This window comes from Novosphingobium olei (assembly GCF_037076535.1).
Lineage (GTDB): Bacteria > Pseudomonadota > Alphaproteobacteria > Sphingomonadales > Sphingomonadaceae > Novosphingobium > Novosphingobium olei.
Window position 1 is genome coordinate 2,934,959 of record NZ_AP029021.1, and the last position, 12,858, is coordinate 2,947,816.

The window sequence follows — 12,858 nt, forward strand, 5'->3', positions numbered from 1 at the left end:
GTCAGAGCGCGCCGGCCCGCCCGCGCACCTGCTTGCGCACCAGCCCCGGCAGCAGCCGCGAAAACAGCGCCATACGCTTTGCCGTCGGCCCGACCAGCGTGTGCAGCCTTTTTCCATGCACCGCAGCCCAGGCGGCATCGGCCACGTCGCTCACCGGGCTGATCTCCAGCCCCGCGCCTTTCACCCGCGATCGGATGTCCTCGTTGCTCGCGCGGTTGGCGTTATGATCGAGCAGCGGCGTGTCGATGAACGCGGGCATCAGGTCGCGCACCGCGATGCCGTCCGCCGCCCATTCTCCGTCGAGCGACTCGGTCACCGCGCGCACTCCGAACTTGGTCGCCGAATAGACGCTGGCACCCGGCGTGCCATAGATCCCGGCCGCGCTCGCGGTGTTGAGCAGGACCGAGCCCGGCGCGCTGGCCTTCAGCCATGGGTAGGCCGCCTGCGCGCCAAAGATCACCCCCTTGAGGTTGATGTCGAGCGCGCGCTCGATCTCGTCTACTGCAAGTTCGGCGAGCGGCCCGCCAACCGGCACGCCGGCATTGTTGAACACAACGTCGATCCGGCCGCCCGCCGCCTTGGCGAAGTCGCCCAGCGCCGCATCCCACCCCGCCCGGTCGCGCACGTCGAGCTTGTGGATCGAGCTTGCCCCCTTCGGCAGGAGCGCGGCCGTCTCGGCCATCCCGCTCTCGCTCACGTCGGCCAGCCCGACGAACCAGCCCTCGCGCGCGAACCGCTGGGCCACGGCGCGGCCGATGCCGGAGCCCCCGCCGGTGATGAAGATCGTCCTTGCCATCGCGCACTTCCTCCTGCCCTCGCTTTACTTGCACGAATGTCAGTAAAGTCAAAGCGCCGGATTGTTGTAGCAATGCCAGGTGAAGATCGCCGCCGCGCCGCGGTGCGGCCGCCAACCCTCGGCCAGCTCGCGCGTCACCTTCTCGCTCGGCCGCTCTTCCAGCCCGAGCAGCTTGCCAAGGCCGACCTGAACGGCAAGGTCGCCTGCCGGCCAGATGTCGGGCCGCCCTTCGGCAAACAGCAGATAGATTTCCGCCGACCAGCGCCCGATGCCCTTGATCTTGACGAGTTCGGCAATTGCCTCCTCGTCATCGGCCGGCAGCGCGTCGAGATCGAGCTCGCCCGACACCACCAGTTCGCACAAGGACCGGGCATAGCCCTGCTTCTGGCGCGACAGGCCGCAGGCGCGCAGCGCGTCGAAGTCGGCGGCGAGCAGGTCGTGCGGGGGCAAGTCCTCGCCCAGCAGCGCTTCCAGCTTGTTCCAGACAGAAGCCGCCGCCGCGACGCTCACCTGCTGCCCCACGATGGTGCGCAGCAACGTGGCATAGCCGGTCGGGCGCAGCCGCGGCTCGGGATAGCCGACCCGTTCGATCGCCGCCGCCATCCCCGGATGGCTGGCGCCGATGAAATCGAGCCCTTCCCTGATCTGCTCCGCGCTCAATCCCATTGTCCTACACCCTTCTCATGCCTGCTCGTTGTGCGACCTTGCCAAAGCGCAGGCGACGCGATAGCAGCCCGGCCCAAACGGGAACAGTGGGGCGGCAAGGCCCCCGACAGGAGACCTTGACGATGCCGAAGCTTGTTGTCGTGAACCGCGCGGGTGAAGAAAAGACCATCGACGCCGATGCCGGCCTGTCGGTGATGGAAGCCATCCGCGACAACGGCTTCGACGAACTCCTCGCGCTGTGCGGCGGCTGCTGCTCGTGCGCCACCTGCCACATCTACGTCGACCCCGCTTTCGCCGACAAGGTTCCGGCGATGAGCGAGGACGAGAACGACCTGCTCGACAGCTCGGATCACCGCAACGAAACCTCGCGCCTGTCGTGCCAGGTCCAGATCACCGGCGATCTCGACGGCCTCAAGGTCACGATCGCCCCGGAAGACTGATCCTTCCGGTCAGGCTGACGAAAAAAGGCCCGCGCTCCATCGGCAGCGCGGGCTTTTTTGTGTTTGCTGTTCGCTCTCAACCCCGTCCGCCCTGAGCTTGTCGAAGGGCCGTTCTTCCTGCGCGATCCCGCGCTCGCCTTCCAGACCAAACGCGCTTGCCCAGGCTCAGCACCAACGCAAACAGGATTGGCTGGATTACAGCCGCAGGCCCGCCGTCTCGTCCAGCCCGGCCATCAGGTTCAGGCTCTGCACCGCCGCCCCGCTCGCGCCCTTGCCCAGGTTGTCGAGCACCGCGACCAGCCGCGCCTGCTCGCCATCGGCGCTTCCCATGACGTGGAGCGTCAGCCCATCCCACGGCTCCATCGAAGCGCGCAGCAGCATCTCGCCGCTTTCGGGCAGGTCCTGCGCCACGGTCACGACCTTCGAACCTTCGTAGAACTGTGTCAGCGCCGCGCGCAGCAGTTCCGGTGGCACGCTGCCCGGCATCACTCCCAGCGGCAGCGGAATTTCCACGACCATGCCGCGATGCGCCGCAACCACCGCCGGGCTGAACAGCGGGGCGATCATCAGGCCGGCATAGCGCTGCATTTCCGGCACGTGCTTGTGCCCGAAGCTCAGGCCATAGCCGCGCCAGGCGATGTCGCGATCTTCCTCGAACCGCCCGATCAGCGCCTTGCCGCCGCCCGAATATCCCGACACGGCATGCACGCTGTAAGGCCACGCCGCCGGCAGCAGCGCATTGTGCACCAAAGGCGCGAGCAGCGCGATGAACCCGGTCGGGTAACAGCCCGGGTTGGAGACGCGCTTGGCTTCAGCCACCGTGTCCCGCCCGACGATCTCGGGAAAGCCATAGGTCCACCCCTCCGCAACTCGGTGCGCGGTCGACGCATCGATCACGCGGGTGCGGTCATTGGCGATCATCGCCACCGCGTCCTTGGCCGCATCGTCGGGCAGGCACAGGATCACCACGTCGGCGTCGTTGATCGCCTCGCGACGGGCGGCGTCGTCCTTGCGCCGCGCTTCGTCCAGCGTGATCAGCGCAAATTCGCTGCGCCCGCCGAGACGTTCGGCGATCTCCAGCCCGGTCGTGCCGACTGCCCCGTCGATGAAGACCGAGGTCGTCACAGCGCCTGCACCGCACCCAGCGGCACATAGCCGACGAAGCCGTCATCGCCCTGCTGGCCCCAGGCCCAGCCGCCCGCCATGTCGAGCACGTTGAACGTCTCGCCCGCTGCCAGAGTCACGATCACCTCGCCCGTTTCGCTGCCGGTCTTGCGCAGCTCGGTCGCACCCAGCAGCTTGTGCGGCATCGGCACCGCATAGTGCGGCACGAACACCTTGCCGGCCAGCGCCACGTGGGCCAGGTCACCGCGCACCGGGCGGTGCAGCGGGTCGAGCTTGACCGAGGGACCGGACAGCACGAGTTCGCCGGAATCCGGCAGCTGTTCGATCAGGATATCGTCATTCGAAGCGGGCAAGTCTGCGCCTTCCCGGAAAAGGAAAGCCGCGCGCTTACTGGCATCGCCCCGCCGGTTCAAGCGCCGAACCGTTCGAGCAGGAATCCCCATGCGGCACGCAGGCCCAGTGCATCGCCCCCCTTGGGCCGTCCGGGCTTGCCGGCAGGACGCCAGGCAAAGGTGTCGAAATGCGCCCAATCAATGGCTTCGCCCACGAAGCGGTCCAGGAAAAGCGCCGCAACGCTCGCCCCGGCGAACCCGCCCGACGGCGAATTCTGCAGATCGGCCACATCGGACTTCAACCATTCGCGATAGCCATCGTGCAGCGGCAGGCGCCAGCACGGATCGTCCCGTTCGAGCCCTGCACGAAGCAGCCCCGCCGCCGTTTCATCGGTGCGCGCGAACATCGCCGGCAGGTCCGGGCCCAGCGCCACGCGCGCCGCACCGGTCAGCGTGGCAAAGTCGATCACGAGTTCGGGCCTCATTTCGGTCGCGCGGGTCAGCGCATCGCCCAGCACCAGCCGCCCCTCGGCGTCGGTATTTGTGATCTCCACGCTCAGCCCCTGGCGCGAACGCAGGATGTCGCCGGGGCGGAAGGCATTGCCCGAAATCGCGTTCTCGACCGCTGGCACCAGCAGGTGCAGCCGCACCTTCAGCCCATGTCCCATGATCAGTCCGGCGAGCGCCAGCGCATGCGCCGCGCCGCCCATGTCCTTCTTCATCAGCGCCATGCCCGATGACGGCTTGATGTCGAGCCCACCCGAATCGAAGCAGACGCCCTTGCCGACGATGGCCACGCGGGGATGCGCAGGGTCGCCCCATTCCAGTTCGATCAGCCGTGGCGCATGGTGGCGCGAAGCGGCGCGGCCCACGGCATGGACCATCGGATAGTCGTGCTCCAGCGCATCGCCCGCATGGACGTGGACGGTGGCGTGGTGCGCCTTGGCCAGCGCGCGCGCTTCAGCCTCCAGCTGTGCCGGCCCCATGTCCTCGGCCGGCGTGTTGACCAGATCGCGCACCATCATCACCGCGCTGGCTTCGGCAAGCGACGGTTCGATAGCTTTGACCGCCTTGGTCAGCAGCACGCGCGGCTCGACCGCCTTGGCTTCCTTGCGGTAGCGGTCGAAGCGGTACTGCGCGGTCAGCCAGCCGTGTAGCGCCGGCGCTACGCCAGTGCCCTCGCCTCCCAGCGCTTCCTCGCGGGCAAGGCGATAGGTGCCACCCGGAAGCACTTCGGCAAGCCGCGCGAGGCACCAGCTTGACAGCGATGCCGTGCTGGCAACGCCGCCGACGGCGAACCAGCCGTCGCCGTCGGGCACGATCGCCACTTCGCCAGCACCGCTTTCGAACTTCTGCGCCGCAAGCGCGGAACGCTGGCCGGCGTTCAGCGTCTTGGTCCAGTCGGCAAGGCTGGCCTTGTCGACAAGGTGGAGGGCAATGGCGCTCTGGCCATGATCGGGCTGGATCAACGCGTTTCTGTCGGTCATCTTGGAACCGACCTTGCCGCAGCCGCCCTGCGAGCGCGAGAGGAAAACGATCTGTGAAACCGACTTTTGCCAGCGCAACGCTGCTTCTTGCCTCTACTCTGGCGCTGGCCGCCTGCGGGTCGGGCACGCCCACCACGGCGCAGTCGTCGGCATCATCTCCGGCATCCGCTTCGGCAAGCGCGTCCGCATCCGCGATCGCCAGCGGCCCCGTCACGCCGCCTGCCCCGCCTGCGCCGGCCGCCGCTGCGCTCAGCGTGAAGGAAAGCAACGATCTTTATTCCTTCACCTATTCCTATCCTGGCGCCGCCGGAGCGATCCCCGCGCTGAAGGCCTGGCTCGACGCCGATCTCGCCAAGCAAAAGACCGCCCTCGCCAAGGATGCCGGCGCGGGCCGTGACGAAGCCAAGAAGAACGACTTCCCGTTCCACCCCTATGAATTCTCGACCGAATGGAAGGTCGTAACCGACCTGCCCGGCTGGCTCAGCCTTTCGACCATCATCGGCACCTATTCGGGCGGCGCACACTCGAACTACGCCTACGATGCGATCCTGTGGGACAAGCAGGCGGCACGCCGCATCACCGCGATCGACCTCTTCACGTCCAAGGCCGCGCTCACTGCCGCGATCAGGAAACCGTTCTGCGCCGCGCTGGATCGCGCACGCCGCCAGAAACGCGGGACGGACTGGAAGAGCGACGGCATTTCGGATTTCGACAGCTGCATCGCCCCGCTCGATCAGGTGCTCATCCTTGGCTCTGCGGGCAGGCGCGCATTCGACCGGATCGGCTTCCTCATCGCGCCTTACAACGCCGGGCCTTTTGCCGAGGGCAGCTACGAAGTGACGCTGCCCGTCACCCCCGCCGTGCTCGCGGCGGTGAAGCCCGAATATCGGGCCGCCTTTTCGTCGCAATGAATCCTAGCGCGCGTACCTCGCAATTGCCGGGATTAATCGCTACATCGCCGGCATGACCGACTATGTGATCGCCGACGAAACCGACGTCCAGCCGCGCGACGGCACCATCAAGCTGCATGGCCCCGCCGCCTTCGAAGGCATGCGCAAGGCCGGGCGCCTCGCTGCAGAGATCCTCGATGCACTGGCCCCGCTGGTGGTGCCGGGCGTGCGCACCGACTACCTCGACGATGTCGTGCGCCAGATGACGCTGGATGGCGGGGCGATCCCCGCCACGCTTGGCTATCGCGGCTATACCCATTCGTGCTGCATCTCGATCAACCACGTCGTCTGCCACGGCATTCCGTCGGACAAGACGCTCAAGGACGGCGATATCGTCAACATCGACGTGACCCCGCTGCTCGATGGCTGGCACGGCGATACCAGCCGCATGTACCTCGTCGGCGACGTCCCGTTGAAGGCCCGTCGCCTTGTCGACGTCACCTACGAATGCCTGATGATCGGCATCGAACAGGCCCGCCCCGGCGCCCGCCTGGGCGATATCGGCGCGGCGATCCAGGCCCACGCCGAAAAGCACCGCTATGGCGTGGTGCGCGAATTCTGCGGCCATGGCCTCGGCCGCCTGTTCCACGATGCGCCCGAAGTGGTCCACGCCGCCCGTGCCGGCACCGGTCCGGAACTGCGCCCGGGCATGTTCTTCACGATCGAGCCGATGATCAACCTCGGCAAGGCGGCAGTGAAGATCCTCGACGATGGGTGGACGGCGGTGACCCGCGACCGGTCGCTCTCTGCGCAGTTCGAGCACTCCATCGGCATCACCGAGGACGGCGCCGAGATCTTCACGCTGAGCCCTGCCGGCCTGCACCAGCCCCCCTACGCATAAGGTGCAGCCCTGCCTAAAAAACAGGCAGGGCTTGCGTAAAATTTATGCACGAAAAAATCGCGGCCGCGTAACAATCTGGCGCTGATGCCGCGCCAAGCATTCACATTGTTGCACAACCCCTGCAATTCCCGCTTTCGCAACCGCGAGCGATGGCCTAGTGAAAACGTCTAGAGCGTGGCACGATTCTTGTTAGGTCGGGTCACAAGGGACAACCGCCCGCCGCTCCGCAGCGGTGGGCCTCGCGTTGCAGGGGTCTGACCAGGTGAAGAAGGTCGAAGCGATCATCAAGCCGTTCAAGCTGGACGAGGTAAAGGAAGCGCTGCACGAGATCGGCGTCTCGGGCATCACCGTTACCGAAGCCAAGGGCTTTGGCCGCCAGAAGGGCCACACCGAACTCTATCGCGGCGCCGAATACGTCGTCGACTTCCTGCCCAAGGTTAAGCTCGAAGTCGTCGTGGGCGATGCCCTCGTCGACCGCGTGGTCGAAGCGATCGCCTCTGCCGCGCAGACCGGTCGCATCGGCGATGGCAAGATCTTCGTGATGACCGTCGATGCCGCCGTGCGCATCCGCACCGGCGAGCGCGACGACGACGCGATCTGAAATGTCGCCCTCCGGTCCAGGTGCGCCGGGACGGGGGGCTGCAGCCGGGGGTGGCCTTGGGACGGGCGGCCTCCACGATATCCACCCCTGAAACCTGCGCGGCGCTCACAGACCGACGCGGGAGAAAAGAAGGATCAGCGATGGCAAGTGCAAAGGACATCCTCGGCCGGATCAAGGACGAGGAAATCGAGTGGGTCGACCTGCGTTTCACCGATCCCAAGGGCAAGTGGCAGCACCTGACCATGGTCGCCGGCGTCCTGGGTGAGGACGAGCTGGAAGACGGCCTGATGTTCGACGGTTCGTCGATCGAAGGCTGGAAGGCGATCAACGAGTCGGACATGATCCTCAAGCCCGACCTCGACTCGGTCTATGTCGATCCGTTCTCGGCCACGCCGATGCTGATCATCAACTGCGACATCGTCGAACCGTCGACCGGCGAGCTCTACTCGCGCGATCCGCGTTCGACCGCCAAGCGCGCCGAAGCCTTCGTCAAGGCCTCGGGCATCGGCGACACCGTCTACGTCGGCCCGGAAGCCGAATTCTTCCTGTTCGACGACGTCAAGTTCTACGACGGCTATGACGGCAACGGCTTCCGCATCGACGACGTCGAGCTGCCGACCAACACCAACAAGGAATACGAAGGCGGCAACCTCGGTCACCGTCCGGGCGTCAAGGGCGGTTACTTCCCCGTCGCGCCGATCGACAGCTGCGTCGACATCCGTGGCGAGATGGTCAAGACCATGCTCGAAATGGGCCTGCCCTGCGACAAGCACCACCACGAAGTGGCCGCCGCGCAGCACGAACTCGGCCTGACCTTCGGCACGCTCGTCCAGACCGCCGACCGCATGCAGGTCTACAAGTATGTCGTGCAGCAGGTCGCTGCCGCTTACGGCAAGACCGCCACGTTCATGCCCAAGCCCATCAAGGGCGACAACGGTTCGGGCATGCACACCCACATGTCGATCTGGGATTCGGGCAAGCCGCTGTTCGCTGGCAACGGCTACGCCGGCCTGTCGGACATGTGCCTGTACTTCATCGGCGGCGTCATCAAGCACGCCAAGGCGCTGAATGCGTTCACCAACCCGACCACCAACAGCTACAAGCGCCTGGTGCCGGGCTACGAAGCCCCCGTGCTGCTCGCCTACTCGGCGCGCAACCGCTCGGCCTCGTGCCGCATTCCGTACGGCGCCGGCGCCAAGGCGAAGCGCGTGGAATTCCGCTTCCCCGACGCGATGGCCAACCCCTACCTGTGCTACTCGGCGCTGCTGATGGCCGGTCTCGACGGGATCAAGAACAAGATCCACCCGGGCGAAGCCATGGACAAGAACCTGTACGACCTGCCGCCGGCAGAGCTCGAACTGGTCCCGACCGTGTGCGGCAGCCTGCGCGAAGCGCTGGACTCGCTGGCCGCCGACCACGCCTTCCTGCTCGAAGGCGGCGTCTTCACCGAAGACCAGATCGAAGCCTACCTCGAACTCAAGTGGCCCGAAGTGCTGCGCTGGGAAACCACGCCCTCGGCCGTCGAGTTCGACATGTACTATTCGGCCTGATCTTTTCGGATCAGACGAGACAAGAAAAGGGCGTCCGGGAAAACCGGGCGCCTTTTTCTTTTTCGTGTACCAATCGGCCTCTGCAAACGACCGCGCCCCCACTTGCTGACATTGCCGATTGATGGAATGCTTCGATGATGAAGGGTGTGTTGGCAGGCATCGTCGGGATTTTTTTGCTGGCGCACCCCGCTTCAGCCAAGCCCCTTTCACCTCTCGACGTCGAAGCGATCGGACGCCTTCACAATCTGTCCTATGATCCAATCAATGATCTTGATGACTTGCTGGGACACGGTCGGATTACGGCTCGGTTTCAGATATTTCGCTTCTTACATGGCACTACCGCAAGTCGTTCGATCACCATCCAATATGTTGCGCACACTTATATGAGCGAAGACCATCTGATCCGGCTTAAATTGCGAGCCCGGCCGGATGGGATTTACCAGGTCTGCGCAAAGCCAGACGGGGAAGGCTTGAGGTGTGGCGAAACCCAATAAGGGCATCAGCGCCACAGATTACCGTCATCCCAGCGAAAGCTGGGATCGCTCGCCTCCCTGCAAAACACCAGCGGGCGGCAGCCAAAGCGCTAGGCCGCGCGCGATGACAGCCTGCACTGGCCTGACGGCAACGGTGCCGACCTCTGATAGAACGGAACCGTTGAACCCACCGCATCCCGGACGATGACCCCAGCCGCTTCCATCGCCGCCCTTCTTCGCGCCGATGCGCTGCGCTGGCATTTGCTTGGCGTGGTCTCTGGCCTGCATCTGCGCGATGGCTGGATCGCCGCCGGGTTCGTTCGGAACGCCGTGTGGGATCACCTCCACGACCGCGCGCCACGGGCGCCGGACGGCGACGTCGATGTGATCTACCACGATCCCGACGACGCAACCGCCGAGCGCGACCGCGATCTCGAGCGTCAACTCGCAAAGTTGGAGCCTGGCATCGACTGGTCGGTCAAGAACCAGGCCCGCATGCACCTGCGCAATGGGGACGCGCCCTATCGGTCATCCGTCCATGCGATGGTGAACTGGCCAGAAACGGCAACGGCCATCGCCGCCCGCCGCATCGAAGGGGAAGTATGCGAGATCGCGGCTCCGCTTCAGGTCGACGATCTTCTGGGACTGGTGCTGTGCCCCGGCCCTGACTTCCGCGACGACAAGCGAGCGATCTTCGAGCAGCGCGTCGCCAGCAAGCGCTGGCTGGGACGATGGCCCCAGCTCGTCGTCCGGGATGCATAAGCCGATCACATTGTGATCGATCCCCGGGCTCTCCCCCCGACGCAGGGAGAGAGCTCGGGATTTGTTGTACCATCAGCCGCCGGTGTCGACCGCCTTGCTCACCAGCACGTTGACCGCAACGCGGCGGTTCTGCGCCTTGCCTTCGGGCGTGCTGTTGTCCGCCGCCGGGTCGGCCTTGGCCATGCCGGTCGGGGTCAGCATGCGGTAGGGCTTCCAGTGGCAGACCTGCTGCAGGTAGTTGGTCACCCGCGCCGCGCGCTTTTCGCTCAGCGTCTGGTTGTAATCGTCGCCACCGACCGAATCGGTATAGCCGATCACCAGCAGCAGCGCGTTCTCGTTGGTTTCGGCCTGGCTCGCGGCGGTGCACAGTTCAGCCTTGGCCTGCGGCGAAAGGTTCGACTTGCCGGTGTCGAAATAGACGTTGCTGGTGCTCTTGACGTTGTACTTGTCGATGTCGCCAAAGCGGGCGCGCAGCGCCTCGGTGGCCGCGCTCTGTTCGGCAAAGCCCTGCGCGGTGCCGGTGCGGATCATGTTGGCGGTCTTGAGGTCGCCGTTCTTGAAGGTGATCTCGCTCGCCATCAGCGCGCCGCCGGCCTGCAGTGTCTTGATCGAGACCGGAAGGCCGTTGATCAGCGCCGCCTCGTTCAGCTTGGCGCTGCCCTGAAGGAAGCCCTTCTTGGCGCGGATCTTGGTGGCATCGCTTACCGTCACCACGGTGCGCGTGCCATCGGCGGCCAGCACTTCGATCTGGTCGCCCTTGCGCGCCGAGATGTTGCCGTTGAGTTCGGGCCCGGCAATCGCCTGTGCCGATGCGCTCGACTGCAGCGCTTCGGGCGCGGGTTCGGCCGCGGTCGGCTGGGCGGCGGGGTCGGGCTGGCCCATGCCTTGCGCAAAGCTCGCGCTGGCCGAAGCGGCCAGCAGCATGGCCGGGGCGATCAGCCCGGCCGTCTTGAGGGTAACACGCATCTCTTCACTCCTTAAAAGTGCGTCTGAAAGGTGTCCGGTGTTCAGCGCCGTATTGCTGGCGCATGAATGCAGTTGCACGACAGGTCGTTCCTGCGGGCAGCCCGTCACGAACTTGCGACGAACCGAATGAAGGCGTCAATTCGCCCTGCCATGGGCCTCGGCCTGTCCTACACCGCGCGAATCCGGATATCCTCGCGCGATGGAAAGCTTTCAGCCACGCGGGATCACCCAGTTTCGCCGTCATGCGGCGGTGCACCATTCCAGCGGGATTGATCTACTTTCTCAATCAATTGCGTCTTACAGATCGAATGCAATTATTCCCCAGGACACTGTCAACTTTGTCAACTTGGGGTTGTGTCGGGCTTCGTGATGCGCATGCAAAAAGTTTGTTTGGGGCGGGAACCGGCGGGCCTGCTCGCGAATTTTATCCACAGCCTTCGCACATGCGGGATGAACCGTTGGTCGTGCGGGGCAGGTTGCGCCGTGCCTGTCTGTGCGAATCCGCACAGCGCTTTAGAACGGCCTGCATGCTTCGTGTCGCGCTCGCTTCCCTCATCGCCTTCCTCTCGATCGCCCTGCTTCCCGCTGAAGCCAACGCCCGGCTCCAGTGCGTCGCCTACGCCCGGCAGATCGGTGAAGTGCAGCTTTCCGGCAACGGCCGCGACTGGTGGGGCAATGCGCAGGGCGTCTACGCCCGCGGCGCTCGCCCGCAGGCGGGCGCGGTCCTCGCATTCAAGGGCACCGGCGCGATGCCTTATGGTCACGTTGCCGTCGTCAGCAAGATCGTCGACAGCCGCCACATCCTCATCAACCACGCCAACTGGTCGGCCCCCGGCATGATCGAGCGCGGCGTGGAAGTGGTCGATGTCTCGACCGCCGGCGACTGGAGCCAGGTCCGCGTGTGGTACGGCAAGACCCGCTCGCTCGGCCTGCGTCCCTCGCCCACGTTCGGCTTCATCTATCCGCGCAGCGCACCTGCGGACGCCGCGCCCTCGATCGTCCTGCCGACCGTCACCGCCAGCGTCGACGTCGCCAGCGCTGCTGCGCAGGGCTGATTGCAAACAGTCTAATTGCCGGCCGACCGACAGCTTGGCGTTGTGGCGGCCGCCAACGCGGCAGAACTTGCGCTTTCCTACAAAGCTTCGGCTGATATTCTCCCCGCCCAAGGCGTATCGAGCCCCGGGTCGCACCTGATGTTGCCGTTGCAGCTGCAGGAGGAAGACGGGGATGAACCGCAAGCCGATTTTCGACGCCGTGCGCAAGCTGCTCGGCCGTGGCTTTACCGCTGACGAAGTCGCCGCCATCGACAGGGCGATCGACACGGCAACAGGCGCACTCCCCGCGAATGTCGCGCCTGAACCTCCCGACACCCCTACCGTGCCCGAACGCAAGGCCGAGCCCCGCGCGCTCGGGGCCGCGGGCGAAAAGCTGATCAAGGCGTGGGAAAGCTGCGGCCGCCTGCGCGCCGATGGCAAATACGATGCCTATCCCGATCCCGGCAGCGCCGATGGCAAGCCCTGGACCATCGGCTGGGGATCAACCGGCGCGGACATCGCCCGCGGCACGGTGTGGACCAAGGCGCAATGCGATGCCCGCTTCGCCCAGGAAATCCAGCGCTACGCCGCCGAAGTCGAGCGCGCGATCGGCGATGCGCCGACCAGCGCCAACCAGTTCGATGCGCTGGTTTCATTTCACTACAACACCGGGGCGATCTTCTCGGCCTCGCTGACCACGCTGCACAAGCAGGGCAAGTTCGCGCAAGCGGCGGCGGAATTCGGCAAGTGGATCTACAACAATCACAAGCCGATGACGGGCCTGGTCAAGCGGCGCGCTGCCGAAGCGAAGCTCTATTCCACGCCTTGACGGGCC

General features: G+C 65.5%; 15 protein-coding genes. 9 read left to right on the plus strand and 6 right to left on the minus strand.

Going from position 1 to position 12,858, the window contains the following annotated elements; translation table 11 throughout:
- Position 1: 1 nt before the first annotated feature.
- Together AACH40_RS13895 and AACH40_RS13900 are read right to left on the minus strand one after the other, a co-directional pair.
- Positions 2-796 carry an SDR family oxidoreductase gene (locus AACH40_RS13895; RefSeq protein WP_338642910.1) on the minus strand — a complete coding sequence of 265 codons (795 nt, stop codon included), beginning with the start codon at positions 794-796 and terminating at the stop codon, positions 2-4.
- A 48-nt stretch (positions 797-844) separates the two neighbouring features.
- On the minus strand, positions 845-1,462 hold the full coding sequence (locus AACH40_RS13900) for a DNA-3-methyladenine glycosylase 2 family protein (RefSeq protein ID WP_338642912.1): 618 nt from the start codon (positions 1,460-1,462) through the stop codon (positions 845-847).
- A gap of 122 nt (positions 1,463-1,584) precedes the next feature.
- On the opposite strand from AACH40_RS13900, the gene AACH40_RS13905 reads away from it, so the two are divergent.
- On the plus strand, positions 1,585-1,902 hold the full coding sequence (locus tag AACH40_RS13905) for a 2Fe-2S iron-sulfur cluster-binding protein (protein ID WP_169491729.1): 318 nt from the start codon (positions 1,585-1,587) through the stop codon (positions 1,900-1,902).
- 195 nt (positions 1,903-2,097) lie between these two features.
- On the opposite strand, the gene argC is transcribed toward AACH40_RS13905, so the two are convergent.
- Genes argC through AACH40_RS13920 form a run of 3 tightly spaced genes read right to left on the minus strand, consistent with a single transcriptional unit; the run spans position 2,098 to position 4,846 of the window.
- Positions 2,098-3,027 (minus strand): N-acetyl-gamma-glutamyl-phosphate reductase, encoded by a 930-nt coding sequence (argC, locus tag AACH40_RS13910; RefSeq protein WP_338642913.1) that lies wholly within the window; start codon positions 3,025-3,027, stop codon positions 2,098-2,100.
- Positions 3,024-3,380 (minus strand): SH3 domain-containing protein, encoded by a 357-nt coding sequence (locus AACH40_RS13915; RefSeq protein WP_240959256.1) that lies wholly within the window; start codon positions 3,378-3,380, stop codon positions 3,024-3,026. Before AACH40_RS13915 ends, argC begins: the two co-directional genes overlap by 4 nt.
- Before the next feature lie 56 nt (positions 3,381-3,436).
- Complete coding sequence (locus AACH40_RS13920; protein ID WP_338642914.1) at positions 3,437-4,846, minus strand: leucyl aminopeptidase family protein; 1,410 nt, start codon at positions 4,844-4,846, stop codon at positions 3,437-3,439.
- Positions 4,847-4,899: 53 nt separating this feature from the next.
- Here AACH40_RS13920 and AACH40_RS13925 point away from each other — a divergent pair, with 53 nt between their 5' ends.
- The 6 genes from AACH40_RS13925 (at position 4,900) to AACH40_RS13950 (ending at position 10,023) form a co-directional block, all read left to right on the plus strand.
- Positions 4,900-5,757: a DUF4163 domain-containing protein gene (locus tag AACH40_RS13925; protein ID WP_338642915.1), complete on the plus strand. Its 858-nt coding sequence runs from the start codon at positions 4,900-4,902 to the stop codon at positions 5,755-5,757.
- 52 nt (positions 5,758-5,809) lie between these two features.
- Positions 5,810-6,637 carry a type I methionyl aminopeptidase gene (map, locus tag AACH40_RS13930; RefSeq protein ID WP_169491725.1) on the plus strand — a complete coding sequence of 276 codons (828 nt, stop codon included), beginning with the start codon at positions 5,810-5,812 and terminating at the stop codon, positions 6,635-6,637.
- Between the two features lie 262 nt (positions 6,638-6,899).
- Positions 6,900-7,238 carry a P-II family nitrogen regulator gene (locus AACH40_RS13935; RefSeq protein ID WP_169491724.1) on the plus strand — a complete coding sequence of 113 codons (339 nt, stop codon included), beginning with the start codon at positions 6,900-6,902 and terminating at the stop codon, positions 7,236-7,238.
- Positions 7,239-7,378: 140 nt separating this feature from the next.
- A complete protein-coding gene (gene glnA, locus AACH40_RS13940) occupies positions 7,379-8,788 on the plus strand; it encodes a type I glutamate--ammonia ligase (RefSeq protein ID WP_169491723.1) in 1,410 nt (469 codons plus the stop codon).
- Positions 8,789-8,922: 134 nt separating this feature from the next.
- Positions 8,923-9,282, plus strand: a complete 360-nt coding sequence (locus AACH40_RS13945; RefSeq protein WP_338642916.1) for a hypothetical protein — start codon at positions 8,923-8,925, stop codon at positions 9,280-9,282.
- Between the two features lie 183 nt (positions 9,283-9,465).
- The gene (locus tag AACH40_RS13950; protein ID WP_338642917.1) at positions 9,466-10,023 is read left to right on the plus strand and encodes a nucleotidyltransferase family protein; all 558 of its coding nucleotides are present in this window, start codon (positions 9,466-9,468) and stop codon (positions 10,021-10,023) included.
- A gap of 72 nt (positions 10,024-10,095) precedes the next feature.
- Here the strand turns inward: AACH40_RS13950 and AACH40_RS13955 are convergent, their stop codons facing one another.
- Entirely contained in the window at positions 10,096-10,989 is an 894-nt protein-coding gene (locus AACH40_RS13955; RefSeq protein ID WP_169491720.1) for an OmpA family protein, read from the minus strand.
- A 527-nt stretch (positions 10,990-11,516) separates the two neighbouring features.
- Here AACH40_RS13955 and AACH40_RS13960 point away from each other — a divergent pair.
- Both AACH40_RS13960 and AACH40_RS13965 read left to right on the plus strand, forming a co-directional pair.
- Complete coding sequence (locus tag AACH40_RS13960; protein ID WP_338642918.1) at positions 11,517-12,044, plus strand: CHAP domain-containing protein; 528 nt, start codon at positions 11,517-11,519, stop codon at positions 12,042-12,044.
- A gap of 172 nt (positions 12,045-12,216) precedes the next feature.
- The gene (locus tag AACH40_RS13965; RefSeq protein WP_338642919.1) at positions 12,217-12,852 is read left to right on the plus strand and encodes a lysozyme; all 636 of its coding nucleotides are present in this window, start codon (positions 12,217-12,219) and stop codon (positions 12,850-12,852) included.
- The last annotated feature ends 6 nt before the right edge of the window (positions 12,853-12,858 follow it).

What these genes read in the sequence shown, in the direction of transcription:
- AACH40_RS13895 (WP_338642910.1), bottom strand. Translation starts at nt 796, where the DNA reads ATGGCAAGGACGATCTTCATCACCGGCGGGGGCTCCGGCATCGGCCGC.
- AACH40_RS13900 (WP_338642912.1), bottom strand. Translation starts at nt 1,462, where the DNA reads ATGGGATTGAGCGCGGAGCAGATCAGGGAAGGGCTCGATTTCATCGGC.
- AACH40_RS13905 (WP_169491729.1), top strand. Translation starts at nt 1,585, where the DNA reads ATGCCGAAGCTTGTTGTCGTGAACCGCGCGGGTGAAGAAAAGACCATC.
- AACH40_RS13920 (WP_338642914.1), bottom strand. Translation starts at nt 4,846, where the DNA reads ATGACCGACAGAAACGCGTTGATCCAGCCCGATCATGGCCAGAGCGCC.
- map (WP_169491725.1), top strand. Translation starts at nt 5,810, where the DNA reads ATGACCGACTATGTGATCGCCGACGAAACCGACGTCCAGCCGCGCGAC.
- glnA (WP_169491723.1), top strand. Translation starts at nt 7,379, where the DNA reads ATGGCAAGTGCAAAGGACATCCTCGGCCGGATCAAGGACGAGGAAATC.
- AACH40_RS13945 (WP_338642916.1), top strand. Translation starts at nt 8,923, where the DNA reads ATGATGAAGGGTGTGTTGGCAGGCATCGTCGGGATTTTTTTGCTGGCG.
- AACH40_RS13950 (WP_338642917.1), top strand. Translation starts at nt 9,466, where the DNA reads ATGACCCCAGCCGCTTCCATCGCCGCCCTTCTTCGCGCCGATGCGCTG.
- AACH40_RS13955 (WP_169491720.1), bottom strand. Translation starts at nt 10,989, where the DNA reads ATGCGTGTTACCCTCAAGACGGCCGGGCTGATCGCCCCGGCCATGCTG.
- AACH40_RS13960 (WP_338642918.1), top strand. Translation starts at nt 11,517, where the DNA reads ATGCTTCGTGTCGCGCTCGCTTCCCTCATCGCCTTCCTCTCGATCGCC.
- AACH40_RS13965 (WP_338642919.1), top strand. Translation starts at nt 12,217, where the DNA reads ATGAACCGCAAGCCGATTTTCGACGCCGTGCGCAAGCTGCTCGGCCGT.